Source organism: Robertmurraya dakarensis (genome assembly GCF_900156875.1).
Taxonomy (GTDB): domain Bacteria; phylum Bacillota; class Bacilli; order Bacillales; family Cytobacillaceae; genus Robertmurraya; species Robertmurraya dakarensis.
In genome coordinates, this window is record NZ_LT707409.1 from 675278 (window position 1) to 684677 (window position 9400).

Annotated in this window: 9 protein-coding genes and 1 pseudogene; 6 read left to right on the forward strand and 4 right to left on the reverse strand. The window is 34.2% G+C overall.

From position 1 onward, the window contains the following. Nucleotides 1-670: 670 nt before the first annotated feature. The 4 genes and pseudogenes from CZ487_RS27875 to CZ487_RS12320 all read right to left on the reverse strand — a co-directional run. A pseudogene (locus tag CZ487_RS27875) lies at nt 671-811 on the reverse strand (cupin domain-containing protein); the annotation flags it as partial. Between the two features lie 128 nt (nt 812-939). Next, on the reverse strand, nt 940-2067 hold the full coding sequence (locus CZ487_RS12310; RefSeq protein ID WP_077212445.1) for a Ger(x)C family spore germination protein: 1128 nt from the start codon (nt 2065-2067) through the stop codon (nt 940-942). A 4-nt stretch (nt 2068-2071) separates the two neighbouring features. Next, nucleotides 2072-3166, reverse strand: a complete 1095-nt coding sequence (locus tag CZ487_RS12315) for a GerAB/ArcD/ProY family transporter (RefSeq protein ID WP_077212446.1) — start codon at nt 3164-3166, stop codon at nt 2072-2074. A gap of 8 nt (nt 3167-3174) precedes the next feature. Continuing rightward, nucleotides 3175-4656, reverse strand: a complete 1482-nt coding sequence (locus CZ487_RS12320; protein WP_084783245.1) for a spore germination protein — start codon at nt 4654-4656, stop codon at nt 3175-3177. A gap of 749 nt (nt 4657-5405) precedes the next feature. Here CZ487_RS12320 and CZ487_RS12325 point away from each other — a divergent pair. The 6 genes from CZ487_RS12325 to CZ487_RS26930 form a co-directional block, all read left to right on the forward strand. Then, nucleotides 5406-5618, forward strand: a complete 213-nt coding sequence (locus CZ487_RS12325; protein ID WP_077215298.1) for a helix-turn-helix transcriptional regulator — start codon at nt 5406-5408, stop codon at nt 5616-5618. Next, nucleotides 5611-5922: a hypothetical protein gene (locus CZ487_RS12330; protein ID WP_077212448.1), complete on the forward strand. Its 312-nt coding sequence runs from the start codon at nt 5611-5613 to the stop codon at nt 5920-5922. The genes CZ487_RS12325 and CZ487_RS12330 overlap by 8 nt, the downstream gene beginning before the upstream one ends. Next, a complete protein-coding gene (locus tag CZ487_RS28000) occupies nt 5909-6373 on the forward strand; it encodes a DUF1648 domain-containing protein (RefSeq protein ID WP_077212449.1) in 465 nt (154 codons plus the stop codon). The genes CZ487_RS12330 and CZ487_RS28000 overlap by 14 nt, the downstream gene beginning before the upstream one ends. 152 nt (nt 6374-6525) lie before the next feature. Continuing rightward, nucleotides 6526-6870, forward strand: coding sequence for a YolC/YozM family protein (locus tag CZ487_RS12340; protein WP_077212450.1), 345 nt, complete (start codon nt 6526-6528; stop codon nt 6868-6870). A 388-nt stretch (nt 6871-7258) separates the two neighbouring features. Next, nucleotides 7259-8524 carry an ABC transporter substrate-binding protein gene (locus CZ487_RS12345; protein WP_077212451.1) on the forward strand — a complete coding sequence of 422 codons (1266 nt, stop codon included), beginning with the start codon at nt 7259-7261 and terminating at the stop codon, nt 8522-8524. Between the two features lie 556 nt (nt 8525-9080). Next, on the forward strand, nt 9081-9400 hold a 320-nt coding region (locus CZ487_RS26930), incomplete at its 3' end, for a hypothetical protein (protein WP_161949635.1).

Here is a 9400-nt window from a genome sequence, read left to right on the forward strand (position 1 = left end):
TATTTAACAGGTATAGAAAAAAAAACCACTCCAACTAAAATTCCTCCTTAGTTTTTCCCTTAACATGTACGAACTATGTAGTAAGTATACGTTTGGAATACGAGGAATTGTTTAGTTGGACATTTTCTCATGAGACACTCCAAATGATTTTGTAATTAGTTTGTTTTGTGAAAGGAAATTTAAAGTTGGAGATGTATCGAAAAACAAAAAGGGAGGTTCGTTTTACACTTCTTCCATTTAAACCAAAAATCTTACATTTTTCTGCTGTAGCTGACTCAGAATTCGACATTTTATTTAAATGGGAGGCTTTCGAAACCTCCTTCTTTCAAGCAGGCGAATACGGAACATGATTGCTACAACCGATAGAGCTCTTACTGGATATCCCATAATTAGTGGTACCTTGCCCCCTGTTGGATTCTTTTTAAAATCGAATATACTGAGATGGATAAGTAGTTTCCAGAAAATATGATAATGTGAATCAAATCTTATTTGTTTGGTGTTTTCATCCCAAGATTTGGAATAGGTGCATTACCAAAATTAACCGTAACAATTACCCTGTTAACTGTAATATTGCCCCAAACGATTGGTTTACCAACTATAGGAGCATGGATACACTAAACCGATGGGAATGGAATACTTCTTTGTGTTAGGGTTATCAGTCAAAAATTATTTAATAGTGATTTTCTGAAGCCATGCCAATTGACTTTGTCTCATGAACAGTACCATGTGGATGTTGAGGTGGTGCATAAATGGAGTATAATTTTATAGGTTTATTACCTATGTTCGTTAGATTATGCCATGTTCCTGCGGGTTGATGAAGTGGAGGTAGCCTGTCCTTTTTCAATGGCACCATGCGACAAGCAAGAAAAAAGACCCAGTGTAATATCAATACATGGGTCGTGGTTAAGTTGCTTAAGCGATTTTGTTCCTAAAAACATGTTAGTCAACTGATCCAGTTCGCTTAATTTCCACCTTTATATTTGGTTTTATCTTTAGTGCTGGATATATTTGTCTTAAATCCCCATCAGTTAAATGGGAATATTTTCTAATGCTTCTTATTTTTCTTCCGATACCTATGGGATCCGTATTTAAATTTTTTAATTCCTCAAGTATATGTCCAAATTTATTGTTTAGGGCTTCACCAATTAGTAGCTCCATTTTGTTTAGTGAATCTTTATTTTTCAAAGAAGTATATGGTTGAAATTCTAATGTTGAAACGGAAATCGTTGCATTTAAATGAACCAATTCTTCGTTCTTTATTTCAATGTTTCCTTTGTACTTTATTGGATGAAGTGTAATCTTATAAATATCACTTTTAGGAAGAGGTTGGGCAATACCCCTTTTCTCTAGTTCTTCAGCAGCAATTTCTAAAGTTATATCACCTAAAAATGCCTTATTATTTGTGAATAATTTTATGTAAAGGGTGTTTATCAACGAAATAGATCCAACAATTTTATCTTCTTTGAATAATGCAACACCATCTATAAATGGTGCTACCCCATTTGAATTTTTTATCATGGGTAGGGTAGGATCGATACCAATTTCATTTAGTGTGGTTATAAAATCATGTAAGTTGGAGTTGACTAACATTTCTTTTTTTTCGTGTTTATCCAATAGTTGGTAGATATAGGATCCCATTTCGGGATATTCTTCATAGTTTGTATTGTTAATCGTCTCCTCAGCATTATCAGTAATGGCCAAAAAGATTAAAGAACTGATAATGCTGTCTCGTTGCATGGTATCCAGAAAAGAAGAAATTCCTGTTTCTGCCATATTTTTATTAAACAGTATGGTCCTTAATTGACCAGACGTAATGTCATGGCTTGTCTGTTCCTCTAGTTTTTGTCTGATTTGTTTACTAGTCGTTCCCTCAGCAGAAAGAGTTACACTTGTCTTTTCTTCTTTTCGGTCAAATTGTAACAAACTGATAGTGCCTTTGTATGTATTGTCATCAAGCAAGTCAAAACCAATAATCGTTGAAATCCCTTGCATTTCTATTATTTTTTCAGGGGCCATACATGCAGTACAAAGAAGAGAACACACAAGAATAACAATTTTTTTTTTCATTATTTCAACTCCGTCTGGATCGAGTATTGATTTTTGATTTTATAATGGTTATTCCATACAAGAAAATCGGATAGATAAACCACAGGAAAAATCCTATTTTGCCAATTTGATCAAAAAAATAATTATTATCTACTCTTTTAGTAATTAAAAAACTGCAGATAAAAAGGATAATGGAGATGAGCCATATTCCATATTTCTGTTTTATATAAAAAATCTGTTTAATACCCTTGGAAGAAATATATAGAGTGATACATAGGTTTGGGAAAATAACTAAAATCCATAATGGAACCGCAACAAATTCAAAGCGCTCAATAAATGGAAAATGGACCGTGCTAATCATGCTGACAACAGGCCATACATTCTTCTCTAATTCTTTCGCGCTAAAAAATAAAATAGAAACAACAGTTGTTATTAAAACAAGAATGGTTGTAAACCAGACAGCTATTTGACTAAACAGCTGTAGTTTATTTTTCTCCTTTATAAATGGAAAAATAAAAAGTAACGTCTCGAAACCTAACATTGTATAACTGCTCTTGAAAACTCCTTTCATAATTTCTGAAGGAGTTGTCGTCATAATAGGTAAAATCCTAGTTAGGTTTATGGTTTGAAGTGGTTGGTACACAACAAATAGCAGCCATATAGTCAATAAAAAGGATAAGAAACAAACACCGGTCACTACTCTAAATCCGCCGGATACAGCATAAATGGATAATATTAATAAAGCAAATACTCCGACCCATTCATAGACACCTTCATATCCCCATGTTAGTGACAACTCGACATAACTAATGGTGATCGAATAATTTACGGCAATAAAGTAAATGACAATAAGGAAGTTGAAAATACTACCAATCAAGCGTCCGAATATATGTTCATGAATTTCAAAAAGAGTATCACCTTCATTTTTTTTTAGGATAGAAATCATTAACCATGTAATCAAGCTAACGAATAAACCAGATAGTAAAATGGATATCCAAGCATCTTTTTTTGATTCTAGATACATAATTCTTGGAACTCCAAGAATTCCCATACCAATTTGCGAAGTGTGTATGATATAAAACGCCATAAAGGCGTTAACAAAACGTATATTTGATTTCATTTTGCACCTCAAAATTCATCTAAATCTGTTATATTTCTTAATCGCTCCTTTAGGCGAATGGAGTCTTTTGGTCGATTTACTAACGGCCGCCTCATATAAAAATGGTGGGGGAGGCGTATTAAAAAATATTGCAAATCTTTCATTCTTAGCGGATATAGAGGTGCAAGATAAGGTTTATTTAAAGAAGTTAATTTTAACAAGTGAACCATTAGAATACATATACCGAAAATGATTCCATTTAACCCCCAAACACCTGCTAAAATAATGATTGGAAATCTAGCAATTCTGACAGCGGTACCCATTTCATAAATAGGAGCCGAAAATGCCCCTAATGCACTAAATGCAACAATGATAATTAAAATATTGCTAGTTAACCCTGCCTCAACCGTTGCTTGGCCAATGACAATACCCCCTACAATTCCCATTGTTTGTCCTACTTTTGAAGGAAGGCGGGCACCAGCTTCTCTAAGTAACTCAATTAACAATTCTAGTAAGAGTGCTTCTAATAAGGGCGGAAAAGGAACTTGTGAACGTGATTGTCCAATGATAAATAACAATTTAGATGGTATGAGTTCAAAATGATAAGTCATGGCAGCCACATAAATGGCTGTTAAAAAAATAGAACCTACCATAGCAAATAATCGGATAAAACGAATAAATGTACTTAAAGACCATCTCAAATAGATATCTTCTGTTGATTCGAAAAATGAGAAAAAATTAGCAGGACCTATAATCCCTACAGGACTACCATCTATAAAAACACCAATTCGCCCGTTTAAAATCGAGTAGATGAATCTATCGGGCAGCTCTGTTAATATAAATTGTGGAAATAAAGAGTAATGATTATCTTCTAGGCATTGAGCCAAAACGGAACTGTCACTTATATTATCCGTTTTTAACTGTTCAAACCTTTCCTTAAGTGTCTGAAGAGTGTCATCGTTTGCAATATCTTTTATATATACAATTCTTACTTTCTTTTGAACGCGTTCCCCAATCTTTATTTCATCTGTGCACAAATTATAATCATTTAGATTTTGTCTGATTATCTTAACGTTAGAAGTTAATGATTCAGTGAACGAAATTTTAGGTCCATATACTAACGATTCTGTTTCTGCTTTCTCAATAGATCGTTCAATGGGATTTGCGCAATTCACAATGATTGCCTTTTTCTCATCTAAAAAATAAATATAAGCAAATCCATTTAATAGGGAAGAGATTACCTCTTGTTCTTCTAAATTTACCTTTATTTCTTCTATAGGTATGTTTTTCATTAAATAGGTGTAATGTAAGTATTCTACAGAAAGTTCTTCAATGTATTTAATGACAAATTCATTTAGAATCTCTGGCTTAATTAAATTCTTCATGAAAATAATATGAATCCCCACTTGTCCAACTTCAAGTTTTCGACACATCAAATCGGGTGATTCATTAAGAATGGATTTAATTTTTTCATAACCTGGGAAGTTATCATTATTATGACGATCTGTCATTCGTAACATATCCTTCAACCGTTTTTAATAGTGTCTGTAAAAACAATTAATTTATACAGAATATGGACAGAGGGACAGTGAATCATTACATCATCTTGGACAGCGTTAAACATTATCGTGTCTAGATTAAGTTGATTTTACTTATATAGTAATGCTTCATCCTTATTCAACGGGAGCGATTGTTCAATAGAGCAGTCGCTTCTTTCGCTAACTAGTTAGTGGAATAAGGGATTATCATTTCGGAAGAATAGTCCAGAAGTGGTAATAGTTCATGAAAAGAATAGTAATAGTATTTGTTTGGATTACTCTTAGTAGGATGGCCACGGATGCGAATGTTCAACACGGATATTTAGCTATTGATGAGGATTGGTCAGTATTGCGTTTCAAATCCGTTAATAAAAATAAGAAGATGACTAGAAAAGTGCGGTAACTGAAAAAGGCAAACAGCGAATTGGAAAGTTAGTTAATGCCAAGTAAATTAGATGTACTCCTGTAAGACAAAGTTATTTGCTGCGCAGTACAATTCTATTGTGAAGAATTGTACTTGAACGGGTACGAGAATGGAACAAGGCTCTCGGATGCGGCAGCCCTATTGCGTTAAAGGAGTAGGTTAGTACAAGAAACAAAGAAGTGACAGGTGGACGTTCAAGGCAAATGATGTGTCAAATATGTTTGACACATCATTTGCCTTATTTTATTATATAAATGTAAAAGGTTTTTTACACCTTGTAAATGTGGGGGCATATGAAATGGAAAATAGAATTAAGGAGTACAGAGAAAAAAACAGTCTTTCACAAGGGAAATTGGCAGAAAAATGTAATGTAAGTAGACAAACAATTAATGCGATTGAAAATAACAAATATGACCCAAGTTTGCAGTTAGCTTTTGATATCGCAAGGACCTTGGGAGTCGCTATGGAAGAGTTATTTATTTCTGAGAATGGGGGAAAAAGGCATGAATAAAACCAAAAGGATGATCGGAATTTTAGTTTTTATTGTTTTTCTATCAATTGTAGGATTTACTTTATACAAATGGGTTAGGTTTGGAACTATAGATGCAGCTGGTATATTCTTTAGTTTTCTAGCTTTAAGCTATTTTTTTAATTGGCTGAATTGGGGTCATCATGAAGCTGGTGGCGAGAAGGATGAATTAGATAGACATATTGAAACCCAAAGTGCCAAAATAGGTTATTATGTTCTCATGATTTTATCTGGTTTAATACTATTTATTTCTGAAGGAACAGGCAATTTCAATGAAACATTATAAAGTAACTCTTGTTATAATCTCAATTTCTATCCTTTGCTACCATATTTTTAAGTTATTCTACCTTTGGGCAGATATTCCCGAACGTATCGCAATACACTTTACTAACGACACTCCAGATAACTGGGGTCCGAAATACATCCTGTATATAATGCCTATTTTGGGTATTTTCACTTGGCTCCTTATTGGTTTATTAGTTAAAAGGAAAGAAAATTTGAACTATATCAATTTAACGGAAGCAAATAAAGAAATTCAATTTTCAAGAACTGGAAAAGTAATGATACTGATTCAAAATCTTAGTTTTATATCCTTTATACTAGCTAACGAAGCATTACTAAGATATTCAGTCGGAATCGATTCTAGTCTACCTCTTATAATCTCGCTCACTCTTTTGGTTATTTGTTTTATTGCTCCCACTTATCTTTTAATATGGGCATCGACACTAAAATACTAGATATTATCTAAATTAATTCAATATATTATTGTACTAACGGGTGATAGTCCAAGAAATATTATCGATTATTTTTGTTGAGGTTATTGTGATAACATTGTTAAACAAAATAAATGGATTTATTTGGTAAGATAGATTGAAAGGGAGGGAACGAAATGAAAAAGTTTATTTCTGGCTTAATAGTAGGTGCTATCGTTGTTTCAATGATTAATATTTTTATTAATAAAGATGATGTAACTGTAAGTGATAGTAAAGAAGCACGAGTTGATCGGATCGCATCTGTCCTTCAGGATGCATGGGATGAATTTGGTTTATTCAGTTTTGAAATAGGTGATACAGACCCTACGATCTGGATTGGAATGGATGAAACCAAAAATGAACAAGAACTACGGGAATATTTAAAAGGAAATATTGATAAATATGATTTGATTCATTACAACATCGAGATTTTAAAAAAAGATATACAAGAGTTAGAGAAAGAACATTTGGCTAAACTTTAAACCAAGGATATTTAAAATCATCTTTCTATTCCATTAACTGGTGCTTTAACATAATAATAAAGAGTCAATAATATGCAGGTTTGTATGCATTCCTTGCGTATTTTGGCTCTTTTTACATTTATAAATCATACTTCGTGCTCTTTGAGCTCTTTGAATTTCAGGGTCTGTTGTTCCCATCGCGCTATTACTTTAGCACATTGGGGGACAGACCCTCGTTTTATAGGAATATTAAGAGCTGTTTCTGGGGTGTACTGCCTATCGTTCCACAGAAAAAATGATAGGTTTTGTCGAAAAGTGATCACATGAGAATAAAAGAAGGAAAACAGCTATAGTTTACAGAATATCAGAATATTGTAATTATTATATAAATAACAAAGGGGGAATACGCTTGAAATTCAAAACAAGTTTTCTTGCATTATTAGTCAGCTTTTCCATGATTTTAGCTGCTTGTAGCGGGGAGAAGTCAAATTCTGATTCTTCGTCAGAGAGTTCGAACAACAGCTCTGGGCTTGCACAAGGAGTGACAGACGATCAGATTTTAATTGGACATATTGGTCCGCAAACGGGACCAGTAGCTATCTACGACTTAATCCGGAAGGGAATTGAATCCTATTTTAATTATGTGAATGAAAATGGTGGAGTGAACGGAAGACAATTGAAGCTGGTGGCATATGATGATCAATACCAGCCTGCAAAAACGGTGCAATTAGTGAAACGTCTTGTGGAAGAGGATGAAGTGTTTGCGATGACGGCAAATGTAGGGACAGCCACTAGCCTGGCCGTAAAAGACTACATAGATGAAAAGGGAATTCCGGTCATATTTGGAGGCTCTGGAGCAAAGGTTTTTGTTGATCCGCCACTCCCAAATCAGCTGGGAACAGATATGCTAAATTATGGAGTGGAGGCTAAAGTATTCCTCGATTTTGCCGTCAATAAACTTGGTGCTAAAAAGATTGCTTTAGCCTATCAAAATGATGACTTTGGGAAGGAAGGCTATGGGGTCTTAAAAGAGGCGATTAAAAATTATCCTGATGTGGAACTGGTTGAAGAAGTGAATTTTCTATCATCCGATACGGAATTTAGCTCACAGGCCCAAAAGTTAAAAGAGGCAAAACCTGACACGATCTTAAATATGGCTACTCCGGCGCCTGCTGCCAATTTGAAAAAAGCGATGCACAAAATTGGATTAGTGGATGTTAACTATATCGTTTCTTCAGTTGGTGCAAATGATAACAATTTATTCAACCTTGCAGGAAAAGATGTATGGGAGGGAACTTATTCGGGTGCCACTTATCCAATGCCAGAGGCTGCACCAGATAACGAAAAAATCCAATTATATGTCGAACGATTCAGTAAAGACTTTCCTAATGACCCTGTAGGCGGAGTATCACAATTAGGATGGGGTTCGGCACAAGTATTAGTTGAAGGGATAAAGAGAGCTGGCGATGATCTAACTTGGGAAAACTTCCTTAAGACTTTTTATACCTTTGATAATTGGGATGGGTCGATCCATGCGGGTGTAACGTTTTCAGAGGATAACCACTATGGATTAACCTCGATGTTCATGACACAAGCTAAAGACGGAATTATTACGCCGCTTGACCCTCAAATTTCATTTAATCCTACGAATGGTGAAATTAGTTATAGCGAATGATGAAAGTAAGATACTTTACTTAAGTCTCTCAACTTATAACTCTATATTTTTATCGAGGAAGCAATAAACGTTTTATTGCTCCTCCTGTTACTGACAATACTTTTAATTTCAGGGTCTGTCCCCCACCGCGCTAATAACTTTAGCACCTTGGGGGACAGACCCTCGTTTTGGAGAACGCGTCTGCGACCTAATATTCTTACGAGTTGAAACTCTCAAGAATCTTTGGTTCACCGTTTCATCAAATTGCTTGTATCCCACTTAAAACAACTCCTTATACTGTTTTAGTAGGAACTTTTTCAATATGAGGGTCTGTCCCCCACCGCGCTAATACTTTAGCATCTTGGGGGACAGACCCTCGTTTTCCCGATTTGTGAACACAATTGAACTTTGTATTTTTGAGTATCTATTTCTTTATTCACATTTTGAAGAGATGCATACTTCACTCACGAAGCAGCTTAGTTGAAGAAAGGTAAAAAACCAAAAAACATTGAAAATGTATTGGGTAAATGGAAGTGAGTTAAAATATTCCTATTATAAATGAGGAGATGTTTAAAAGGTGAAGAAATATTTACTTTTATTTTTAGTCATATTTACATCACTCGCATTATGTGGGTGTAAGAGTAATGAAGAACTTTTAAAAGAAGGTACCGAAGAAAAAAAGAGTGAAATTACATCCATAATTTCAGAATCTGCTATTAATGAGTACATTGAAGGCGACATTCAATTTGACCAATACGATACAATAATAGATGATGAAAAGACTGTTTTCATGTATAATATTTTACTTCCAATTAAATTATCATATTTAGAATTAGATTCCTCTAAACAATATGAATTGCTAAGAGAATCAGCACAAGGAATTTTTGACTTTCAGGG